The sequence below is a fragment of the Streptomyces kronopolitis genome (assembly GCF_050953795.1).
Taxonomy (GTDB): domain Bacteria; phylum Actinomycetota; class Actinomycetes; order Streptomycetales; family Streptomycetaceae; genus Streptomyces; species Streptomyces kronopolitis_A.
Genome location: NZ_CP191850.1, coordinates 5,261,615 through 5,283,078, shown reverse-complemented (window position 1 = coordinate 5,283,078; position 21,464 = coordinate 5,261,615). Strand labels below are relative to the sequence as shown.

The 21,464-nt window shown below is 68.0% G+C and carries 14 protein-coding genes and 1 pseudogene; 6 read left to right on the top strand and 9 right to left on the bottom strand.

All coding sequences use genetic code 11. The annotated features are described in order from the left end of the window. Positions 1-71: 71 nt before the first annotated feature. The 4 genes from ACQP17_RS23490 to ACQP17_RS23475 form a co-directional block, all read right to left on the bottom strand. Positions 72-3,284 carry a type I restriction endonuclease subunit R gene (locus ACQP17_RS23490; RefSeq protein WP_433858059.1) on the bottom strand — a complete coding sequence of 1,071 codons (3,213 nt, stop codon included), beginning with the start codon at positions 3,282-3,284 and terminating at the stop codon, positions 72-74. Then, on the bottom strand, positions 3,281-4,585 hold the full coding sequence (locus ACQP17_RS23485; protein WP_433858058.1) for a restriction endonuclease subunit S: 1,305 nt from the start codon (positions 4,583-4,585) through the stop codon (positions 3,281-3,283). The genes ACQP17_RS23490 and ACQP17_RS23485 overlap by 4 nt, the downstream gene beginning before the upstream one ends. After that, positions 4,582-6,591 carry a type I restriction-modification system subunit M gene (locus tag ACQP17_RS23480; RefSeq protein ID WP_433858057.1) on the bottom strand — a complete coding sequence of 670 codons (2,010 nt, stop codon included), beginning with the start codon at positions 6,589-6,591 and terminating at the stop codon, positions 4,582-4,584. The genes ACQP17_RS23485 and ACQP17_RS23480 overlap by 4 nt, the downstream gene beginning before the upstream one ends. Positions 6,592-6,712: 121 nt before the next feature. Continuing rightward, a complete protein-coding gene (locus ACQP17_RS23475; RefSeq protein ID WP_433858056.1) occupies positions 6,713-8,797 on the bottom strand; it encodes an N-6 DNA methylase in 2,085 nt (694 codons plus the stop codon). 136 nt (positions 8,798-8,933) lie between these two features. Here ACQP17_RS23475 and ACQP17_RS23470 point away from each other — a divergent pair, with 136 nt between their 5' ends. Next, positions 8,934-9,773 (top strand): hypothetical protein, encoded by an 840-nt coding sequence (locus tag ACQP17_RS23470; RefSeq protein WP_433858055.1) that lies wholly within the window; start codon positions 8,934-8,936, stop codon positions 9,771-9,773. Between the two features lie 258 nt (positions 9,774-10,031). Here the strand turns inward: ACQP17_RS23470 and ACQP17_RS23465 are convergent, their stop codons facing one another. Beyond that, positions 10,032-12,188, bottom strand: coding sequence for an AIPR family protein (locus ACQP17_RS23465; RefSeq protein ID WP_433858054.1), 2,157 nt, complete (start codon positions 12,186-12,188; stop codon positions 10,032-10,034). A gap of 310 nt (positions 12,189-12,498) precedes the next feature. Next, positions 12,499-13,587 carry a redox-regulated ATPase YchF gene (ychF, locus tag ACQP17_RS23460; RefSeq protein ID WP_433858053.1) on the bottom strand — a complete coding sequence of 363 codons (1,089 nt, stop codon included), beginning with the start codon at positions 13,585-13,587 and terminating at the stop codon, positions 12,499-12,501. Positions 13,588-13,950: 363 nt separating this feature from the next. On the opposite strand from ychF, the pseudogene ACQP17_RS23455 reads away from it, so the two are divergent. Then, positions 13,951-14,475: pseudogene (locus ACQP17_RS23455) on the top strand (DUF6542 domain-containing protein); the annotation flags it as partial. A 13-nt stretch (positions 14,476-14,488) separates the two neighbouring features. Here ACQP17_RS23455 and ppgK read toward each other — a convergent pair. Together ppgK and ACQP17_RS23445 are read right to left on the bottom strand one after the other, a co-directional pair. After that, positions 14,489-15,382, bottom strand: a complete 894-nt coding sequence (gene ppgK, locus ACQP17_RS23450; RefSeq protein ID WP_433858052.1) for a polyphosphate--glucose phosphotransferase — start codon at positions 15,380-15,382, stop codon at positions 14,489-14,491. An 85-nt stretch (positions 15,383-15,467) separates the two neighbouring features. Next, positions 15,468-16,499, bottom strand: coding sequence for a 4-hydroxy-3-methylbut-2-enyl diphosphate reductase (locus tag ACQP17_RS23445; protein ID WP_433858051.1), 1,032 nt, complete (start codon positions 16,497-16,499; stop codon positions 15,468-15,470). A gap of 84 nt (positions 16,500-16,583) precedes the next feature. Between ACQP17_RS23445 and ACQP17_RS23440 the strand changes: the two genes are divergently transcribed. From ACQP17_RS23440 to ACQP17_RS23425, 4 genes are all read left to right on the top strand, one after another. After that, positions 16,584-18,080 carry an APC family permease gene (locus ACQP17_RS23440; RefSeq protein WP_433858050.1) on the top strand — a complete coding sequence of 499 codons (1,497 nt, stop codon included), beginning with the start codon at positions 16,584-16,586 and terminating at the stop codon, positions 18,078-18,080. A gap of 93 nt (positions 18,081-18,173) precedes the next feature. Beyond that, positions 18,174-19,409 (top strand): exodeoxyribonuclease VII large subunit, encoded by a 1,236-nt coding sequence (xseA, locus tag ACQP17_RS23435; protein WP_433858049.1) that lies wholly within the window; start codon positions 18,174-18,176, stop codon positions 19,407-19,409. Between the two features lie 29 nt (positions 19,410-19,438). Continuing rightward, complete coding sequence (locus ACQP17_RS23430; RefSeq protein WP_433858048.1) at positions 19,439-19,747, top strand: exodeoxyribonuclease VII small subunit; 309 nt, start codon at positions 19,439-19,441, stop codon at positions 19,745-19,747. Between the two features lie 213 nt (positions 19,748-19,960). Further along, complete coding sequence (locus ACQP17_RS23425; RefSeq protein WP_433858047.1) at positions 19,961-20,554, top strand: malonic semialdehyde reductase; 594 nt, start codon at positions 19,961-19,963, stop codon at positions 20,552-20,554. Positions 20,555-20,713: 159 nt separating this feature from the next. On the opposite strand, the gene ACQP17_RS23420 is transcribed toward ACQP17_RS23425, so the two are convergent. Then, positions 20,714-21,250 (bottom strand): DUF4245 domain-containing protein, encoded by a 537-nt coding sequence (locus tag ACQP17_RS23420; protein WP_433859989.1) that lies wholly within the window; start codon positions 21,248-21,250, stop codon positions 20,714-20,716. Positions 21,251-21,464 lie beyond the last annotated feature (214 nt).

Sequence of the window (21,464 nt, the reverse complement as noted above, 5' to 3'; positions counted from 1 at the left end):
GCGCGTGTCGCCGTGAACCGTCCACGGTTACGGGGAGTTGCCGTGGACGGCCCGCGCTGCCCGCGGCGGGTTCAGGCCGCGTCGTCCATGCCCAGCTCGCGGCGCAGCATGCGGAAGGCGTGCCGCCGCAGGTCGCGCTTGATCGACTCCCGGTGATCCCGGTCGTCGTGGAAGTAGTGATCCCCCAACTCGCGCACCGAGTCGATGTGCTTCACCATCTCGGCGTCCAGTACCGGGTCGATGACGTGCTTGAATCCGTCCTCGTCGTCCTGCGAGGCGGACCGCCGCACCTTCTCGTCGGCCATCACCGCCCGCAGTGGCACGATGAAGTCGTCCTCGGTGAAGTCCGTACCGAACCGCTCGTTGAACTGGTCGATCACCTTGGCCAGCGGCGATTTGTCGGGCTCAGCCGCCCCACCGGCACCACTACCGAAGCCCTTCAGTTCGACCGCGCCCTCGGCAGTCAGGCTCACGTTGACCTCCCCAACCCTTTCCAGGCGCACAGCCTCGAGCCGGGTTTCCCCGATGTCCACCCCACCCCCCTCTCGCGGGGGCAGCCTGCGCAGCAGATGCTGCCCGAAGAGGTGCAGGCGCTCCAGGTCGATGTCGATGTACGGCACGATCTGCGCAAGGAAGCTGTACTTGCGCACATAGTCGGCGAGGTCGGCCCGGAACTGCTCGGCGCTTTCGTGCTCGGCCGGCACTTCGCTGTCCCTGAGCGCGATGAACCTGTCGCGGGCGGGGTCGGTGTGCCGGTAGAGCTCCGCGTGCAGCTTCCCCCAGCGGGTACCGTCCCCGGCCGCCACGTCCTGTGCCCTGAGGTACGCCACCACGAACGACTGCATCTCGTCGACCAGCAGGATCGGCGCATCCATGACTTGATGCTGCGCGTCATAGATTAGGTTCGGGTCGGTGGGCATGGTCTGGGCTTCTTCGAAGAACGGCCGGAACTCGCTCTGGATGTCGTGCGCGTCATTCGCGAAGTCCAGGACGCAAAGATCCTGCTGGTCCTTGAGAGGATGCGTGCGGTTGAGGCGGGAGAGCGTCTGCACAGCGGCGACACCCTTCAGCTTCTTGTCGACGTACATCGTGGTCAGCAGCGGCTGGTCGAAGCCTGTCTGGTACTTGTCCGCGACCACCAAGATCCGGTACTCGCGCCAGCTCCTGGCCGACGTGCCCTTTTTGTCGTCAGCCGCGGTGTACGCGAACCTCTTGCGCAGCTCGCCCTCCGAGAAGCCGTTGAGCTTCGCCTCGGTGACCTCCTCCTCTCCCTCCTTGAGAGAGCCGGAGAAGGCGACCAGTACCCCGGGGTCCGGATAGCCGTTGTCGTCGAAGTACTTGACGATCTGCCGGTACAGCTGGAGCGCGCCGTACCGCGAACGGCACACCACCATGGCCTTGGCCCGCCCTCCCAGCCGCCTGCGGGTGTGAGCCATGAAGTGCTCCGCGATCACCCTGGCCCGCTGCACGGCGGTCTCGGTGTGACCGTGCGCGGTCAGGGCGAGCAGTGCGTTGGCCTTTGTCTTGTCGACCTCGCGTTCCGCCTCGTGCGGGTCCTCGTTGACCATCTGCCAGTACGTCTCGTACCTCACGTACTGGCACAACGGGTCGAGGATGAACTTCTCTTCGATCGCCTGCCGCATCGAATAGGTGTGGAAGGGCTCGTAAAGGCCGGTGAGCGGGTTCTTGGTGCCGAAGAGCTTCAGCGTCTTGTGCTTGGGGGTGGCGGTGAAGGCGAAGTAGGAAAGGTTCGCACTCTGCCCGCGGGCGCGGGCGGACGCGGCGAGCAGTTCGTCGGCGGTGGGCTCCGACGCTTCCGCTTCCGCCTCCATGGCTCCGGTCTCTTCGTCGTCGGCGTCGAGGCCGAGATCGCGCAGGGCTTTCTTGACGTCGGTGGCGGCTTCGCCCGACTGGGAGGAGTGCGCTTCGTCGACGATGATCGCGAAGCGACTGCCGCGTATCTCGATGGGCGACTTGCGCAGATAAGCGAGCAGCGCGGGGAAGGTCTGGAGGGTGACGATGAGGATCTTCGCCGTCTCCTGGGCAAGCGCATCCGCCAGCTGCGACGACTTCGAGCCGCCCTTGCCTCCAATCCCGAGGACCAGGCCGTTGGTCTGCTGGAAGTCCCCTATGGTTTCCTGTAGCTGATCGTCCAGGACCGTGCGGTCGGTGATCACCAGCACCTTGTCGAAAACCGACTCGTGGCCTGCGTCGTGCAGGTCGGAGAGCCGGTGGGCGAGCCAGGCGATGGTGTTCGACTTGCCGGACCCGGCGGAGTGCATGACCAGGTAGTTGTGCCCCGCCCCCTTACGCGCGGCGTGTGCGGTCAACTCCCTCACGGCATGCCACTGGTGGAAGCGCGGGAAGATCAGCTTCTTGACGGTGCTGCCGTCATCCTTCTTCTCCGTGCTCTGGTGAACGTACCGCTCCAGCAGGTCCAGCCAGGTGTCCGGGTGCCAGATCTGTTCCCAGAGGTACGAGGTCCGATACGTGCCGACGGGAGCCTCGTCGGGGATCGTCGGGTTTCCGGCACCGCCGCGGTTTCCGGGGCCGTCGGAACCTGTGTTGAAGGGCAGAAAGACGGTGTCCTTGCCCTTCAACTGGGTGGTGAGGAACACAGCGTCCGGATCGACAGCGAAGTGCGCGAGGGCGCGCTTGGCGAGGAGCGGCTCCCGGTGGTCCCGGGTCGTCCGGTACTGACGCATGGCCTCGGCGGTACCGGTACCGGTGAGCGGATTCTTCAACTCTGCGGTGGCGACGGGGATGCCGTTGACGAAGAGGGTGAGGTCGGGCTTGTTGCCCTCGTCCTTGCTGGTCGCGCCGCCCGCCGCACTGCGGGTGGCGTAGACGAGATCACGGACGACGGTGAGCCGGTTCTTGCTGTACGAGGTGAGGGCGCCGGGGTCGATCGTCTGTGACGGCTTGAAGTAGGCGAGGTCGAAGTGGATGCCGTGCGCCTTGACTCCTTGGCGGAGGGTCTGGAGGGTGCCCCTCTTGTCGATCCACTTGGCGAGGTGCTCGGCGAACGCACGCTGGGCGGTGTCGGGGTCGTTGTCGTAGTAGCCGGCGTAGTTCAGCCATGCTTTGTTCTGGGTGGCGCCGATGAAGGCGAAGACCTGTGCGGTGTCGAGGGCGAGGTCGCGGCGGTAGTCGGAGTTGAGGCCCATCTTCCAGCCGTGGGCGAGGAGCTGGTTGATGATCGCGACGCGGAACGCCTCTTCGTGGTGGACCTTGTGCTGGGGTCCTTTCGAGCCCTTGTTGCTAAACGGATTGCTGTGAATCACGGAACTCGCACCCCCCGTGCGGTGGTTACGTCGATTTGGCCGGTTACTGCGGCGGCGATCAGGGCGCTCCGGCGCTCGGCGAGCAGGGCCAGCTGCTCCCTCACCCTGCTCGCAAGGTCGCGCAATGATCCAACCTTTTTATCCAACCGAGAGGTAGTTTGATCTTGAACCTCACGAGGCGGGAACGGGAATCGAAGAACGCGCAGCTGCTCTCCAGTGAGGTGAGCGATAGTTGTGGTGTTCCCTTCCACCGCGAACACATTAAGCGCGGTAGCAGCCCGCATGCAGTAGTAGAGCCAGCGAACCGAGCTTTCACTCCTCGGACGCGCCCGATGCAAAGCCTTCTGATAGTAGATCTCCCCTACCTCGCCCTGCCAGATAGCGGAACGTCCCGGTTCTCCACCCTCGCAAATCAGAAGATCCCCAGCACGTACCTCATAGCGATTCCTTTCGTCAGGAGGGAAATTCATTCGGAGCAAGTCATGTGTTGCGATGCGATCCCACTGAACGTTCGTATTTCGAAGGTACGGCCGCAGGTGCTCACCGTCCACTCTTTCTTGGTTCAGCATTTTCCCCAGGAGCACCTCGTAGTGGTGCGAAACTGCGGCGACTGCCCAAACATCGGGGACCGACCCCAACCAGGCGAGTCCACTCTCCTTTCGCTCTCCCGGCTGGCCGGCCCCCCGAACCGCATGGATAACTGAGGCAATCTCAAGCTCACCGAGAAGTGCAAGTTGGCGGTTTCGCCTATTGATCACATGGTTGATTCTATTGATCTCCGCGTCGAGGAAGTCTGAGATCCGACGCTGTTCCTCAAACGGCGGAAGCGGCACAGCAAGCCTATTGATATCCCGCTGAAACAAGTGCGGCACACCCATGCCGTCTTTAACTGCACAGATTGCACTCTGCGTGATATCACTCGCGATTACATAGCGCAGGAAGTTGGGGTCAATGCCGTGTGAGCGAAGAACCGCAATGGATCCATTGACAGTAGCCATCCGAGGCAGGTCGCGAACGATGTTTACGATGCCAAGAGTGTTGCCGTCCTTGGCCAAAAGTACGTCCCCGACAGCAAGCTTCAGGTCCGGTGACTCCTCGTACCGGAACTCGGAGATGAAGTTGACTTCCCCGAAGTCGATCTCGGCAGCTTTGATGTTGGGCGTGGCCAAAAAGGCATATCCCTCTTCCTGGTACTCGGCAGCTGTTAGCGCCTTCCACCCAATGCGGGCATTGACCGAGGCGACCCGATCTACACGAGTCAGCTGCCAGTTCTCGGGGAGGTTCCCAAAGGCTCCTTTCACTTCGTCACCTCCCCGAGCAGCCGCTGGATCTCGATCTCCAGCGCGGCCAGCTCCGCGTCGATCGTCTCCAACGGCCTCGGCGGCTCATACACATAAAACTGCCGCGTGAACGGAATCTCGTAGCCGATCTTCGTCTTCGTGTGATCCACCCACGCCTCCGGCACGTGTTCCAAAACCTCACGCTTCATGTACGCGTCGATGTCCTCCTCCAGCGGCACGTTCTCGTAGTCACGAAGGTCAGGGTCCGGTTCCGGGTGCGGGTGCGAGTCGCCCTTCTTGATGTACTGCTTCTCGCCCTCGGGATCGCGCACTCCCACCACATCCCGTAGCGCCTTCTGGAAGGGCTTGCCCGTCGGCATCATCAGGCCCGCCGGCACCATCGCCTGACGAATCGCGTCCCACACCTCCGTTTTTGTCGCCCATCGCTCGCCCACCAGCGACTTCAGCGCATCCGCGAACGCCCCCGCATCGACTGCCCTGTCGATCGCAGCCGAAGCCCGGAGTGCAGTCAGCGTCTCCTCCGTGACCTCGAAGCGCAGTTTCAACGGCCGCTCCACGGTGATCCGCTGGTAACCGAACTCCTTCGTTTCAAGGATCTTCGCGTTCTCCGGAAGCAACTGCTCCTCGTCGGCCGCGGCAGCCACCGCCTCCATGTACATGTCCGTCACCGCCGCGATCTGAGCATCGGAGATGACCTTGCGCTTGTCCCCGAGCGACTTCCGCATCTTCGTCCACTGGCCTCGCGCGTCGAGCAGAATGACCTTGTCCTTGAGGCTCCGGCGTTTCCTGTTCGACAGGATCCAGAAGTAGGTGGAGATTCCGGTGTTGTAGAAGAGCTGGTCCGGCAGCGCCACAATGGCCTCCAGCAGGTCCTCTTCCTCCAGGATCCACCGCCGGATGTCGGACTCGCCGGATCCTGCCCCACCGCTGAACAACGGCGACCCGTTGAAGACGATCGCGATACGGCTTCCGCCCTCGAAGCCGCCCTTCCCGTCAGGATGCGCCGGCTTCATCTTCGAAATCATGTGCTGGAGGAAGAGGAAGGAACCGTCGCTGATCCTTGGCAGTCCGGCGTGGAAACGATCTCCGTTTCTGGCGAAGCGTTCCACTTCCTGCTTGACCTTCTTCCACTCCACTCCGAACGGCGGGTTCGCGACCAAGTAGTCGAACTTCTGGTCCTTGTGGCCGTCCTGGGTGAAGGAGTTCCCGGACTTGATGTTGTCCGGTTCCTGCCCTTTGATCAGCAGGTCGGACTGGCAGATGGCGTGCGACTCGGGGTTCAGTTCCTGCCCGTACAGCCCGACGGTCGTATGCGGAGCCTTGCGCTTGATGTGGTCCTCAGTCTCGCTGAGGATGCCGCCCGTCCCGCAGGCCGGGTCGAGGACCGTCCGCGTCTTGCCCGCACCCAGCGTCCCCTCATCCGGGGCCAGCAGCAGGTTCACCATCAACCGGACCACCTCGCGGGGCGTGAAGTGCTCACCGGCGGGGTTGTCCTCGGAGAACTTCCGGATGAGCTCCTCGAAGATGTAGCCCATCTGGTGGTTGTCGATGCCGTCCTTGTCGTCCGGCCCCTTCGGCAGCCGCAGATCGATCTTGGCGAATTCGCCGATGACCTGATACAGCAGCCCCCTCGCCTGAAGATCGGAGATGTGCTGATCGAAGTTGTACCGGTCGAGGATCTCCCGAGCGTTCTCGGAGAAGGCGCCGTAGTACGACTTCAGCAGTGTCTTTGCCTGCGAGTGGTCCCGGCCGATGCACTCGAAGGTGAGATTACTCGTGTTGTAGAAACCGTGCCCCGCAACTTCGCGGAGCCTCATCTCCCGGTATGCCTGCTTGCGTCCGCGCTCCTCCAGTTCCTCGACCTCCGCAAGCACTTCGGCCTTCGTCGGTTCCAGCACACAATCCAGTCGCCTCAGCACCGTGAACGGAAGAATGATCTTCCCGTAGTCATGCGCCCGGAAGTCGCCGCGCAACAAGTCGGCGACTTTCCAGATGAAGTTGATCATCTCTGAGTGCCTGCTGTGGTCCTGCTCCACCGTTGTCCTTCCGGGCCGCCGGGGCGGCGAATACTTCAGTGCGGTACGTATGCGGTCAGTGTGTCGTGTGTGCGGGGAGGCCCGCACGGGTTCAGGCCGGTGGCGGTGGCCGCAAAGCGCCTGCTGTGAGCGCGGCCCGCAACTTCCCGGCCGTCTCCTCACCCTGGAGCGCAGCCCGACGCAGAGCCGTCGTAAAGGTGTGCAGCCGCCGGAACGCCGCCCCGTATGTCTGCTGCTCCTCAAGCGGCAGCAAGGGAACTTGGAGCCTGCGCGGGTCCACTCGAACGATCGACGTCCCCTGGCTCGCCCGCTGCACATTGGCCGGGTCGGCGAGGAAACCGGCCAGGAACCACAGGTCGAGCCGCGCCTCGTCCGGGCGCAGCAGGTGCAGGTTCCTGCCGAGCAGCGCCCCCGCGTCGGTATCGTCCGTAACCCGCGCGACGGTCCTGTCCGCGGACAGCAGGGTCCCGGGGATGATCACGTCTCCGGCCCTGATCCGCACCGCGTCCTCGTCCCCTGCCGGACCGCGCCCGGATGGGGAGCGCCCCTCATTCACATCCGCAGCCGTAAGGACCGGATCGTCGCCGCCCAAATCCCCGTTGGCGCCCGTCGCCTTGGGTCTGAGCAGAGTCAGCGCCCCCGTACGAATCAGATCGGCGAGCGGGGCCATCGTCCATGGCCCGCCCGTCCGGGAGACTCCCCAATCGTCGCTCGGGGCGAGTGCCGATGCCTGCGACAGCACGGAGCCGAGGCTGTCTCGACGGCCGCTCAGGGTACGGCGGAGGTCGGCTACCGGCGGCAGGTCCCGCTCCCCCGCGAGTCGCGGCGCGGGCGTGAGGTCGACTGTGTCGTCGAGCAGATCCGTGATCGGAACGGCACGGTACACACCTGGCATGGCAGGGCACTTCTCAGGCGCTGCAAGCAGCTCTCGGTAGGTGACGGAGGGGCGCCCGCCACGGCTGTTCATGTCCGGCAACGACTTGCAATTCATGAACAACACATGGCTGGCCTCTGCGCCGTTGCCCCCTCTCGGCCTTCGCAGCACCCACAGATGCAGCCCGATGTGCGCCGGCGGAGCGGCCCCGGCAGGCAGCGCCAGCACAGCGCACAGCGCGCCGTGCCGTACGAGCGCCGCCCGGATCCGCCGCCCCGAACTCCGGGAGGCGACGGACGGCGGCAACAGCATGACCACCACACCCCCCGGCCGCACCCGCGACAGGCAGTGCTGCACCCAGGCGAGCTCAGACTCGGACCGGGACGGCAGGCCGTACTCCCAGCGGGAGTCGTACGCCAACTCGTCCGCGCCCCAGTCACGTTCGTTGTACGGGGGATTGCACAGGACCGCGTCGAACTCCCCACCCGTATGCCGGGATCGGGCGAGAGCGTCCTCGGCGTCGACAGAGCAGTGCCCTTTCCCGCCCAGCCGGAGGGAGAGCCGGGACGCGGCCAACTGGGCCAAATGCAGCTCCCGGTCCTGGCCGTCAAGCTGCGTGGCTCCCTGGATCCGGGCCACCTCCAGCAAGTCCCCCGTCCCGCATGCCGGGTCGAGTACGGCGCTCAGCGCGTCGTCCGGCGAGGCGGCCTTGGCCAGTGTCGCCATGAAGTGGGCCACCGCCGCCGGGGTCCCCGGCCCGCGTCTTCGCGACTCGCTCGCGTAGCGGTCGAGCAGGTCCGACAGGACTTCGTCCGGCGTCTGCCGTGTCGCGGCAGCCGCAAGCTCACGCATCAGCGACGCGGAACGCAGTAGGGCGAGCGGCTCAGGCATGTCCTGAAGTGCTCTGCCGATCTCGTCGAGCATGCCGTCACCGAGACCCTCGTCGTCCAGGTCCGGCCCTTCGGCATAGTAAACGTAACGCGTCTCCCGTGAGGTGTGACCTTCACGTTCCAGGAAGGCGAGGAAGAGCGCGGCCCGGGCCATCGCTTCAGTCAGCCCCGACCCCTCGGCCTCTCGCAGCAGCTCACGCCACAACTGCTGCTGCTCGGTGAACTGCGGTAGGCGGCCATGCTCGGCCAGCCACCCCTCCACATCCTCCAGCGTGAACGTGGGGCGTGATTCCGTACCGCCCGTGGGAGCGGGGAAATCGGAGTGGCGGCGCCGCCAGTTGGTCACGGTCGCGCGGCCGACGTCCGCGATACGGGCGATGTCGGAGGTACTCACCGTGGTCGGTGCGGCCATCAGCAGCCCCCTTCGTCTTCATCGAACACGCACGAACAGTACAGCACGACAGAATGTCGTTTGACAATGCTTTCAGGCGATGCTGTCATCGTTGCTATCGACGAGTGCTGTCGGTGATGGCAATGGAGGGGACGTCATGCAGAGCAACGTAGAAGTGATCACGCCCGAGCTGGCCCGCGACTGGCTGCTTCTCAACAGCAAGAACCGCCCGCTGAGCAAAGCGTTCGTCCAGCAGCTCACCCAGCAGATCGAGCGCGGCGAGTGGCAGCTCACGCACCAGGGCATCGCCTTCGACGACCACGGCGCACTGATCGACGGCCAGCACCGGTTGGAGGCTGTGGCGAAGGCGGGCGTCCCCGTGCAGTGCGTGGTGACACGCGGGGTGGCGCAGTCCGCGTTCACCGTGATGGACACCGGCCGCAAGCGCAGCGGGCGCGACGCGCTGGCCCTCGCGGGCGAGGAGCACAGTACTCACCTGGCAGCGGCCCTGCGCGGACTGCATCTCTATCTGACCGCCCCGGACTCCGCGTGGAGCGGGCAGAGCGCCGCCGTCAGTAACGATCTGCTGCTCACCGTCCTCGACCAGCACCCCGGTATGCGGGACGCTGTCCGGGCGGCAATCCCGATGAACAAGGCTTTCCGCATCACCGTGACGGCCGCCTCGGTCGGCTGGTACGCGACCACCGACGCCCGTCCCGAGCTCGATCAGCTCCCCTGGCACGAGGCCCTGGTCACCGGTGCGGGGCTGCGCATCGGTGACCCGCGGCTGACTTTGCGCAATACGCTGCTGAACCTGGCGGCCGGCAAGACCCAGCGCAGGCGCGACGACTCACGGGAGCACCTGCTCTACTACCTCAAATCCTGGAACGCCTGGGTCGAGGGCCGCGACATGAAGCTGCTCCGTCGTTCACCAGGCGAGACGATGCCGCGCATCTCGCGGCACACGGCTCGGCCCCGGTTCGCAGAAGGGGCCTGAAACATCCTGGAGAAGTTCGGCATCGGGGACAAGAGGGGGGCGGCCGCGCGGGTCAGCTCACGCGTCGTCGGACGGGACTTCGACTTCCGATTCACGTTGAGGCCCGTGCACTTTGCGTATCAAAGTCACCGATGCTCGCGCAGAGCCCCACGCGCTCCTCGCTAGCGCCTCGCCCACCGTATGCCGAATCGAGAGGAGGCCGAGGCGGAACTGGTTCGCCGACACGCGTCACTATGTCGGGCGTTGCCGGAAGCTGCCTTATTGGAGCGACTCGAACTGTTCCTCCTCAGGCAAGGACTCCGTCAGGAGCCGCTGCCAGAGCTGCTCTGCAAGGTCAACAAGCGTTCCATCCTCGCCCAGCACACCCCACTGTTTTGGCCCCTGGACCGCGCTCCACGCCTCGCGCCACTCGGCCTGCTGCCAGATATGCGTGACCAGGCCGCTTGGCGAGTAACGGCTCCCGTCAGCCTCCCAGAGCAACGGCTTGCGCCGGTCGTTGACCCAGGTCGCGTAGGCCCGGCGCGGGTCAGCGTTCAGCCAGTCCCCGATGGCCTGTTCCTCCGTCGCGCTGGGGTGGTACATCAGCCTGGTACCGGCTGGAATACGGTCATGGTCGATGAGTAGGGTCACGGTATTGGGGCGCCTAGGCGGCTTCGAGTCGTCCCGCTGCTGGTACGCAGCGAGGTCCCCGGCATCCGTACCGTCGGAAAGCGCTTGAAGGACGGCGGCGACCAGTTTTCGGGAGCGTTCCTCGCTGGCGAAGGTGCTGGTGATGTAACTTCCGCCACCAAAAAGGTGGTTCACCAGCGGAATCAGCTGGGCAAGCGTTGCCCCGACTCGCGCCGGTACGTCCTCCAGAGAGGACTCCCAACCTGAGTCTGGTTCGTCGATTCCCTCTGAGCCGACCTGCTGGGCGACCATGTGCGCCACCAGCAGAGCACCGCTGTCAGCGATCGAACCCGCCCGTCCGGTGAGCGTGGAGCGGACCTCGTGCAAGGACTCCCGCACCCGCCGCATAAGTAGGACGCTACGCCAGATCTGAAAAGCGCTCGGCCTGCGTCCGAACAGCCGGGTGTAGATGCCTCCAGGACCATCCTCCCAGAGCGCGTCGGCTGAGCCCTTCACCCGTACCGCCAGAGCCGGGTCCGGGTGAGCGCAGGCAAGGGCGGTGGCGGCCTCGCGGACCGAACATCCGAACGCCGGCGACGGCTCGATCTCACCGCGCTTGAATACGTAGTCCTTGTCAAGAGAGAGTCGGAAGTCCTCACGGATCAGACTCTGTACTGGCTTGATCGCGATGAAGTCCGACCGCTCCATGTGGTTCTGCGTGTTAGTCGCCTCGGTGATCTCGCCCGCGAACCCCTCCGGGGCACCGGAAACTGAGATGATCCGGACGGTGACATACGCCTCTCCCACCGCTTCTTCGTTCTGCTGGAACGCCCGGTGGGCAGAACTGACGGTCTGCGCACCGTTGACGACGCTTGCGTTCTCGAGGACCAGCTTGACGGGCTCACTGGGTTTTTGCTTGGCGAAGAAATGAGGCTCGATCTTGTCGCACTGAACCGTGATGCCGTTATGGCGGTACCAGAAGCCCTGCGGATCCCGGATCAGACTCTCGACGAGTGTCTGGTTGACTCCGGTTAGGCCCAGCGATCTGCGAACGTTGCGGTCGTACAACCGCTCCCCGTTGTCGGCGTACCACTGAGCGAGTTCGTCGGCCGCCACCAGCCCCGAATACGCCTGAAATGGGGTTTCCCGGGAATGCCAGCCCTGCGTCATGGTGGCGGTGAGGGTGATCGGCTCTGGGGTGAGGTCCTCGCGGACAGCACGGTGGAAGTCCGTCTGGTTCAAAACCCGGTGCTCGATGGAGCGTGTGTAGCCGCCGAACTCCTCAGCCGCTTCGACGAGTATGGCCTCAGTCTCCGTAGACAGGTGTCCTTCGCCCATGACAGCGATGACGAGGACCACCTTGCAGGTAGGCACGTCAAGCACTGACCGCACACGGTCAGCGAGACGGCGGAACCGTTCGTTGAACTGATCGAAGTCCCGGTTGTCGAGCTTCTTCAGGCCGTGCACCAGCTTGTGTGCGGCACTCGTGTCGAAGCCGGCCTTGCCTTTGTCGCTCCATTTGGCCTGGATCAGCCACAGTTCAGGAGCGGAGGCGGAGAAGGCGACGGCGTCGATACCGAAGTCGTCCCGGCCGTCGATCACCGACTCGGCAGCTTCCTCGGACGTACAGTCCGTGAGCATGCGAGCCGCTCTGGCTGACAACGCACGCGAGTTGAAGGCACTCTCACGTTCCGACGGCTGACGTTTCTCGTAGTCAGCGAGCGAGATCAGCGGATCGAACTCGCGCTTCAACGCATCGCGAACGTGTCGGACTTCCAGCGGCATTGCCTGCCTGCTCTTGCTCATCCCTGCCCCCAGTCACGACCACGCGTTTGAACTTCTCATATGCTACGAGAAACGTGGGCCAGCGGGGCTGAGGATGAGTCGGCGTCACAACTCGTGCTGACGGCAAGGCGCACCGGCCGCTCGTAGTCGGCGCTCCCGGCAGGCGCCCCGCCGCTGACAGTGACGCAGACCCCAGGGGGACGGTTTGGTTCCTTCGTGCACCATCACAGATGGCAGGCAAGGCTGATGAGGCCGGACCGAGGTCATCCCGACTTCATCAGTCACTTGTACTTTCGGGCTGCACTCCACCACATCAGCGACGTGGTGGAGTTCAGACGTTGAACCGGAACTCCACCACATCCCCGTCCTGCATCACATATTCCTTGCCCTCCATGCGGGCCTTGCCGGCGGCGCGGGCTTCGGTTACGGAGCCGGTTTCGACCAGGTCGGTGAAGGAGATGACCTCGGCCTTGATGAAGCCCTTCTGGAAGTCGGTGTGGATGACTCCGGCGGCCTCGGGGGCGGTGGCGCCCTTCTTGATGGTCCAGGCGCGGGTTTCCTTGGGGCCGGCCGTCAGGTAGGTCTGCAGGCCGAGGGTGTCGAAGCCGACGTGGGCGAGAGTGGCGAGGCCGGGCTGGTCCTGGCCGACGGACTGGAGGAGTTCCAGGGCCTCGTCCTCGTCGAGCTCGGCGAGGTCGGCCTCCAGCTTGGCGTTGAGGAAGATCGCCTCGGCGGGGGCGACCAGGGCGCGCTGCTCGTTCTTGAAGTCCTCGTCGGTCAGCTCGTCCTCGTCGACGTTGAAGACGTAGAGGAAGGGCTTGGTGGTGAGGAGGTGGAGGTCGTGGAGGAGCTCCTCCTTGCCGGAGCCCTGGACGATGCCCGCCGAGAAGAGGGTGTCGCCCCGCTCCAGGATCTCCTTGGCCGCCTCGACCGCCTTGACCTTCGGCGCCACGTCCTTCTTGATCCGCGACTCCTTCTGGAGGCGGGGCAGGACCTTCTCGATCGTCTGGAGGTCGGCGAGGATCAGCTCGGTGTTGATCGTCTCGATGTCGTCCCGGGGCGAGATCTTGCCGTCGACGTGGACGACGTTCTCGTCCTTGAAGGCGCGGATGACCTGGCAGATCGCGTCGGACTCGCGGATGTTCGCGAGGAACTTGTTGCCCAGGCCCTCGCCCTCGGAGGCGCCGCGGACGATGCCCGCGATGTCCACGAAGTCGACCGTGGCCGGCAGGACCTTCTGCGAGGAGAAGATCCCGGCCAGGGTGGCCAGGCGCGGGTCGGGCACGCCGACGACGCCGACGTTCGGCTCGATGGTGGCGAACGGGTAGTTGGCCGCCAGCACGTCGTTCTTGGTCAGGGCGTTGAACATGGTCGACTTGCCGACATTCGGCAGACCGACGATTCCGATCGTGAGCGACACGGTGGCGACTCGACTTCCGAAGGGGAGGTGGTGGGGTGGGCAGCCGCCCCGGGAGGTGATCCCTGGAGGGCCGATCCACCAGTCTACGGGGCGGGCGGGCACGCGTGGCCGCCACCGGGACCGGCCGCACCCCCGCTCCGCGCCGCCGGTCGCGAACTCGGCCGCAAGCTCGGCCAAAGCGCGTGTCCCGTAACCGGTTAATCCCACTTAGCGGCCTACCGTGGCCGGGTGGAGCAACACGAAGCGCGCACGCCCCAGTACAGTCCGCCGCGGTCCGCTCGGCCGCCCGTGGACTCCGACGCCCGGCTCCCGCGCCCCGCGGAGGCCGTGGCACCCGACCCCGACGACGCCTTTCTCTCCGCGATGCGGGCCTCCGGGTTCGCCTCGGTGCCCGCCTCCGCGCGCGGGCGCGCGTCGGCCGGGACCGCGTGGGCCCCCGCCCGCCCGGCCGTGGCCGGGGCCCCCGCCCCGTCGCCGCCCGAATCCTCGGCCGTCCACCGGGGCCGCCCCCGGCCTGTGCCCACCCCGCCGCCCGGCCGCCCGGGCCGGCTGCCGGCCGCCCGGCTCACCGGTCTGGGCTGCTGGCTGCTGGCGACGCTGGCGCTGCTGGGGTTCGCCTTCCTGGACCGTCTGCTGCTGGACGGCGCGCCGGGCGCGTACGGCGTGTGCTATCTGCTCGTGGGCATCGCCGCGGCGGTGTGGGTGCGGCCCTACGACCTGGTCTGCGCGCCGGTCACGCTGCCGATCGCGTTCACCCTCGGCGCGCTGCCGATCCAGCACGGCGGGGACGGCTTCGAGGGCCTGCTGATGGGCCTGTTCACCGTCCTCGCGCTGAGCGCCGGCTGGCTCTACGCGGGCACGCTGATCTGCGCGCTGCTCGCGCTGGTGCGCCGGGTGCTGATCATCGCCCGCCGTCGGGCCAGCCGACCGGCGAATCGACCGCGGAGCGCACCGCACGGGCAGCCGGGCCGGCCGACGGCGCGGCCGGCGAACCGGGAGCGCCCGCGGCCGGGGAACCGTCCACGGCAGGTGGCCCGCCAGCCCGAACGGCGTGCGCAGCCATCGCGGCCCCCACAATCCCCGCGTTGTTCTGAAGCTGAGCCGGCACGATCTCGGCACTGATGCCCTCGATCAGCGGCAGGAACTTCTCCGCCTTGCGGCTGACCCCGCCGCCGATCACGAACAGCTCGGGCGAGAAGAGCATCTCCACGTGGGCGAGGTACTTCTGGACCCGGTGCGCCCAGTGCTGCCAGCTGAGCGACTCGTCCTCCTTGGCCTTGGTGGAGGCGCGCTTCTCGGCGTCGTGCCCGTGCAGCTCCAGATGGCCCAGCTCCGTATTGGGCACGAGGCGGCCGTCGGTGAAGACGGCGCTGCCGATGCCGGTGCCGAGGGTGAGCAGGATGACGGTGCCGGCCCGGCCGCGGCCCGCGCCGTAGCGCATCTCGGCCAGGCCGGCGGCGTCCGCGTCGTTGAGGAGGGTGACGGGGCGGCCGCCGGCCTCGCCGCCCAGTGCGCGGGTGAGCAGCGCGCCGGCGTCCGTGCCGATCCAGCTCTTGTCGACATTCGCCGCGGTACGGGTCGTCCCGTCGGTGACCACTCCGGGGAAGGTCGCGCCGACCGGTCCGGACCAGCCGAAGTGGTCCACGACCTCTCGGACGCCGTCCGCGACCGCTTCCGGGGTGGCCGGATGCGGGGTCAGTACCTTGTGGCGCTCGTCCGTGAGATCGCCGCGTTCCAGATCGACCGGGGCGCCTTTGATGCCCGATCCGCCGATGTCCACACCGAAGACCTTCATGGGAAAAGGCTAGGCGCCGACGGGGCGGCGCGCCCCCGGGATGGGCACACGCCCGGTCCCGGAAGCACGGCGGCAGGGGGCCCGGTCAGCCCTCGGTGGCGGCCTTCGCCTCGGCGCGCAGGTCGCGGCGCAGCTCCTTGGGCAGCGAGAAGGCGATGGACTCCTCGGCGGCCGTGAGGGTCTCGACGTCCTCGTAGCCGCGCTCGGCGAGCCAGTCCAGGACGCCGTGGACGAGGACCTCGGGGACCGAGGCACCGGAGGTGACGCCGACCGTGTCCACGCCCTCCAGCCAGGCCTCGTCGATCTCGTCGGCGCCGTCGACGAGGTGCGAGGCGCTCGCGCCGGCGCCCAGCGCCACCTCGACGAGGCGTACGGAGTTCGAGGAGTTCTTGGAGCCGACGACGATGACGAGGTCGGCCTCCGCGCCCATCTGCTTGACCGCGGTCTGGCGGTTCTGGGTGGCGTAGCAGATGTCGTCGCTGGGCGGCGAGAGGAGGTTGGGGTAGCGGCCCTTGAGGGCGTCCACGGTCTCCATGGTCTCGTCGACCGACAGGGTGGTCTGGGAGAGCCAGACGACCCGGTCCGGGTCGCGGACCTCGACGTTGGCGACGTCCTCGGGGCCGTCGACCAGGGTGATGTGCTCGGGGGCCTCGCCGCTGGTGCCGATGACCTCTTCGTGGCCCTCGTGGCCGATCAGGAGGATGTCGTAGTCCTCCTTGGCGTAGCGGACGGCTTCCTTGTGGACCTTGGTGACGAGGGGGCAGGTGGCGTCGATGGTGGCGAGCTTGCCGCGCTTGGCCTCGTCGTGGACGACGGGCGCCACGCCGTGGGCGGAGAAGATGACGATGTTGCCCTCGGGCACCTCTTCGGTCTCTTCGACGAAGATCGCGCCCTTCCGCTCCAGGGTCTTGACGACGTACTTGTTGTGGACGATCTCGTGACGCACGTAAACGGGGGCGCCGTACTGCTCCAGGGCCTGCTCCACGGCGATCACGGCGCGGTCCACGCCCGCGCAGTAGCCGCGGGGGGCGGCGAGCAGGACCTTGCGCCGGCCGCTGCGGGGCGATGCGTCGTCGCCCGGGGTGGTGGCGGGCTTCGGGCTGGGCGAGGAAGTCATGCGTCCCATCGTAAGGGCGTGCCACCGTCCCGGAAGATCGCGCCGTGGCCGCAGACTGGGGTGCGACGCGGGCGAGGAGGATCGATGCCGGGCAGGGACGGTGGTGGGGCGGGCGATGCCACGGGCCGTGCCGCGCGGGAAGCCGGCGGGGACGACGGCGGGGGCGCGCTGCGGCGGACGCTGACCTCCCGGGATCTGATCGTCTACGGGCTGCTGTTCATCGCCCCGATGGCGCCGGTGGGGATCTTCGGCACCCTCCAGGCCACCTCGCACGGGGCGGTGACGGCCGTCTATGTCGTCGCGACCGCCGCCATGGGGTTCACCGCGTACTCGTACGCCCAGATGGTGCGGGTCGCCCCGCGGGCCGGGTCGGTCTACGCCTACGCCCGGGCGGGGCTGAACGAGAGTGCCGGGTTCCTCGCCGGGTGGATGGCGCTGCTGGACTATCTGCTGGTCCCGGCGGTGGCGTATCTGTTCTCCGGGATCGCGCTGCACGCGCTGGTGCCGTCCGTGCACGCGTGGGTGTGGACGGCGCTGGCGGTGGTCGTGACGACGCTGCTGAACCTGTGGGGGGTGCGGACCGCGGCCCGGGTCGGCTTCGCGGTGCTGGCGATGGAGATCGTGGTGCTCGGGGTGTTCGTGGTGTCGGCGCTCGTCGAGCTGCTGTCCCACGGGGCGCGGCGGGGCTGGTCCGAACCGCTGACCGGCGCGGGCGGCTTCGCGGCCGGGGCGGTGCTGTCCGCGGTGTCGGTGGCGGTGCTGTCGTATCTGGGCTTCGACGCGATCGCCTCGTTCGCGGAGGAGGCCGCCGGGCGGCCGGCGGGCGGGGCCGACCGGGACCTCGGGGACGGTGACCGGGCCGACGGGGGGCCGGAGCGGGTGGCGCGGGCGGTGCTGACGTGTCTGGTGGTGGCCGGGGTGCTGTTCGCCGCGCAGACGTACCTGGCGGCGCTGCTGATGCCGATGAGCGCGGCGGAGCTGGCGGCGCACCCGGCGGAGCAGGGAAACGCCTTCTACGCGACGGTCGACGCGACGCTCGGCCGCCCGCTGCACGGCCTGGTGGCGGCGAGCAAGGCGATCGGGGCGGCGTTCGCGGCGCTGGCGGGGCAGGCGGCGGCCGGGCGGCTGCTGTTCGCGATGGCCCGCGACCGGCGGCTGCCGACGGGCATGGCGAAGGTGGCCGCGGACAGCGGGGTGCCGCGCCGGGCGCTGCTGGGCGCTGCCATGGTGACGCTGGGCGCGGCGGTGGGGGCGGCGCGCAGGGATGACGGGCTGGCGCTGCTGTCCTCGATCGTGAGCGTGGGGGCGCTGACCGCGTTCGGGCTGCTGCACGCGTCGGTGATCGGCTGGTTCCGCTTCCGGGCGCGCGAACGGGCCGGGCCGGCGGGCGTGCTGCGGCACGTGGTGGCACCGTCGCTGGGCCTGGCCGTGGTGGCCGCCGTCCTCGTCAAGGCCTCCGGGACCGCGCAGCTCGTCGGCGGGTGCTGGCTGGTGGTGGGGGCGGTGGTGCTGGTGGTGCAGCACCACCGGGGCGTCCGGAGCCGCGGCGGGCGGGCGGGGGACGGCGCCGGGCGGGGCTGAGCGCGCGGGGCCGGGCGGCACGGCGGGCTCCCGGCCGGACCACGGCCCGCGCGGCCGCGGCCACTGTCGGTGGCCGCCGCTACTCTCGCTCGTATGGCTGTTTCCACGTCCCCCGAAGCGCCGATCCCGGTCGGCGAGGTGTCCCGGCTCATCGGCGGCTGGATCGACCGGCTCGGCGCCGTCTGGGTCGAGGGGCAGATCACCCAGCTCTCCCGGCGGCCCGGCGCGGGCGTGGTCTTCCTGACCCTGCGCGACCCGTCGCACGACATCTCGGTGAGCGTGACGTGCTACCGCCAGGTCTTCGACAGGGTCGCCGAGGTGGTCGGCGAGGGCGCCCGGGTGGTGGTGCACGCCAAACCGGAGTGGTACGCCCCGCGCGGCCAGCTGTCCCTGCGGGCCGCCGAGATCAAGCCGGTCGGGGTCGGTGAACTCCTCGCCCGGCTGGAGCAGTTGAAGAAGTCGCTGGCGGCGGAGGGGCTGTTCGCGGCGGACCGCAAGAAGCCGCTGCCGTTCCTGCCGCAGTTGATCGGCCTGGTCTGCGGCCGGGCGAGCGCGGCGGAGCGCGACGTCCTGGAGAACGCCCGGCACCGCTGGCCGGCCGTCCGCTTCGCGGTGCGCAACGTGCCGGTGCAGGGGGTCCATGCCGTCCCCCAGGTGATCGGCGCGGTCCAGGAGCTGGACGCGCTGCCCGAGGTGGACGTGATCATCGTGGCGCGCGGCGGCGGCAGCGTGGAGGACCTGCTGCCGTTCTCCGACGAGCAGCTGGTGCGGGCGGTGGGCGCGGCCGCGACGCCCGTCGTCTCGGCGATCGGCCACGAGCCGGACACCCCGCTGCTCGACCTGGTCGCCGATCTGCGGGCCTCGACGCCGACGGACGCGGCGAAGAAGGTCGTGCCGGACGTCGGCGAGGAGCTGGCCCGGATCGGCCAGCTGCGGGAGCGGGCGTGGCGCGCCATCGACGGCCTCGTCCAGCGCGAGGAGCGGGGGCTGCACGCCGCGCTCCAGCGGCCGTGCATACAGCGGCCGCAGCGGATGGTCGAGGACCGCGAGGAGCAGGTCACGGCGCTGCTGGAGCGCGGCCGGCGGACCCTGGGGCATCTGCTGGACCGTGCCGACTCCGAGCTGTCGCACACCCTGGCCCGGGTGGTCGCGCTCTCGCCCAAGGCGACGCTGGAGCGCGGCTACGCGGTGCTGCAGAAGCCGGACGGGTCGGCGGTGCGCGGCCCCGGCGAGGTGGGCGCGGACGAGGAGCTGCGGGCCCGGGTCGCCGAGGGCGCGTTCCGGGTGCGGGTGAGCGGTGATCCGGGCACCGATTCGGCCCCGGCATAGGACGACGACGGACTCTTAGGGTGGGACACATGGCGAAGGCGAAGACGGACGGCGCGGCGGACGCGGAGCAGGGCACGGCGGTGGGTGCGGAGCCCGGCGCGGCGGCCGCCGTGGAACCGGTGGACTCCACGCTCGGCTACGAGCAGGCGCGGGACGAGCTGATCGAGGTCGTCCGCAGCCTGGAGGCGGGCGGCACGACGCTGGAGGAGTCGCTCGCGCTGTGGGAGCGCGGCGAGGCGCTGGCGAAGGTCTGCCGCCGCTGGCTGGACGGCGCCCGGGCGCGGCTGGACGCGGCACTGGCGGAGTCGCCGGACGAGGCGGAGGCCGGGCGCGCCTGACCCCGGCGCAGAAGCCGGATCCTCCCCCTCCGCTCGGCGACGAGGAATCGACGCCCTTGTGAAGCACCTCACAATGACTCGGATTTAGTTGAAATTTAATCTATCTGCCTTAGAGTAAAAGCCGATAGAACCCCGCAGTGGGTTGTGGCGGCCCCACGGTCCGCCGCGCCGCCCACCGCTGACCGTTGACCACGCTGACCACGAGGTGCCCCTATGTCTCTCGCCCTTGACGCCGCCGCGCAGGACCTCCTCTTCCGCGAGGCCCAGACCGCCAACACGTTCACGGACGAGCCGGTGACGGACGAGCAGGTCCAGGCCGTCTACGACCTGGTGAAGTTCGGCCCGACCGCCTTCAACCAGTCGCCGCTGCGGATCACCCTGGTCCGCTCCCAGGAGGCCCGTCAGCGCCTGGTCACGCACGCCATGGGCGCCAACGGCCCGAAGACCCTCAGCGCGCCGCTGACCGCGATCCTCTCCGTGGACCTGGAGTTCCACGAGAAGCTGCCGCACCTCTTCCCGCACGCCCCGGGCATCAAGGACGCCTTCTTCTCCGAGGCCGCGTCCCGCGAGGCCGCCGGCACCCAGAACGCCACCCTCCAGGCCGGCTACTTCATCGTCGGCGTCCGCGCCGCCGGCCTCGCCGCCGGCCCGATGACCGGCTTCGACTTCACCGGCATCGACAAGGAGTTCTTCGGCGACGGCAAGCAGAAGTCGTTCCTGGTGATCAACATGGGCAAGCCGGGCGCCGAGGCCTTCTTCCCACGCTCGCCGCGGCTCACCTTCGACGAGGCCGTCACCACCGTCTGAGCACCGCCGGGGCCCCACCGGAGCCCCTCGTGACGAGAGGCCGCCGCATCCCTGCCGGGTGCGGCGGCCTCCTCGTACGCCAGGGCCCCACCGGCGTTTTCCCGCCGGTGAGGCCCTGTGTTCACGTCATTCGCGGGCCGCGGCCGGGCGGCCCGGGGCTCAGCCCTTCTTCGCCACCAGTGCGGCGGCCAGGTCGGCGAGCCGGCCGTACGGCGCGGTGCCCGTGACGACCGTGGTCACCCCGGGCTCCTCGCGGACCAGCGCCCGGTACTTGTCGCCCTGGTAGCGGTCCCACTTCTTGCTGCCGACGGCCTGCTTGCCCTCGGCCTTGGTCGCGCCGAGCGTGACGTCCTTGATGAACTTGCGCGGGGCCGCGTCGCTCTGCTCGACGGACGCGTACTGCTGCTCCGGGTCGAGCATGCCCAGATGCCAGGCGCCGCCCTTGCCGTCCTCGCTCGCCCGGTAGGACACGGAGGTGGCGCGCCAGGTCCCCGGCAGCCCCTGGGGCGCGGCGACCGCATACGGTGCCGCCCGCCGGGCCGTGATCAGCTCCACGCGGTAGTCGACCGCCTTGACCGCGGTGCGCTCCGCGTCGGTGCTCTCGTCGTGCGGGATGAAGACGTAGATCACCCCGACGAGAATGCCGATCACCGCCAGTGACAGGACCATGTCCCGCACCGTCTGCCTGCCTCGCATACCTGCCACGCCCCTATCGTCCCCCATCCCCGAGGCGGCTCGGACACACCCCCCGGCAAAGCCCGCCACCTGCGCGAACGTCCCTAATCGCGGCACCCGGTCGGCCGCTCATGCGTAGGGCCCTCTGCTCATTTTGGCGACCGGAAGATAATGTGAGCCTCTGGGGGAAACCCCGCACCGCCGCACAGCCGCCCTCCTCCTTCACGGCCGTCGC